This window comes from Candidatus Pelagibacter communis (assembly GCF_001180205.1).
Taxonomy (GTDB): Bacteria; Pseudomonadota; Alphaproteobacteria; order Pelagibacterales; family Pelagibacteraceae; genus Pelagibacter; species Pelagibacter ubique_O.
The window spans coordinates 1-732 of sequence record NZ_CVSU01000014.1 but is presented as its reverse complement, the minus strand read 5'-3'; the positions used below and the strand labels follow the sequence as shown (position 1 = coordinate 732).

Annotated in this window: 1 protein-coding gene and 1 pseudogene; both read left to right on the top strand. The window is 28.4% G+C overall.

The window, feature by feature from the left end; genetic code table 11:
- Positions 1–320: pseudogene (locus AMO08_RS00615) on the top strand (iron ABC transporter permease); the annotation flags it as partial.
- Positions 310–732 (top strand): ATP-binding cassette domain-containing protein (locus tag AMO08_RS00610; RefSeq protein WP_143323779.1); only part of this gene is annotated, 423 nt, incomplete at its 3' end. The pseudogene AMO08_RS00615 and the gene AMO08_RS00610, both read left to right, overlap by 11 nt.

Below are 732 nucleotides of genomic sequence, written 5' to 3'. Positions count from 1 at the left end.
AGATAAATATTTCAGTTGATGAAAGTTCATACCTACTTGGTTATTCTAAAAAAAAGACTTTCATAAATATTCATATACCTTTCTTAAGAAAATCTCTTTTATTTGTTGGAATTCTTATTTCTTTAGAAATAATAAGAGAATTACCAATCACCTTGATTTTAAGACCTTTTAATTTTGAAACATTCGCAACTACGGCTTATATATCTGCTTCAGAAGACTTGCTAGAAGCTGCAGCCGTACCTTCATTATTTTTAATTCTTATTGCAAGTTTTTTTATAATGCTTACATCTAAATATATTTTGAGGGATAATGAGCAATAGCTATTTAGAGATAAAAAATGTTGATTTTACAATAAGTGGGAAGACTAAAGTCAAGAACGCATCTTTCGTAATTGAAAACGAGGGAGATACTTTATGTATTTTAGGCCCATCAGGAATTGGAAAGACAACAATACTAAGAACTATTGCCGGTTTAGAAAAAATTGAAAAAGGTACAATTAAACTAAACGGTAAAATATTATCTTCCAAAGATCAAAATGTAGAGCCTGAGGATCGAAATATATCCTTAGCTTTTCAGGATAATAGTTTGTTTCCACATTATACAGTCGAAAAAAATATTTTATTAGGAGCTGAAAGAAATAAAGGAAAAAGGAAAAAAAAACTTAGCTTTAAGGAGATAGTAGATTTTCTTCATATAGAAGAAATTTTGACAAAATACCCACATGAAATTAGT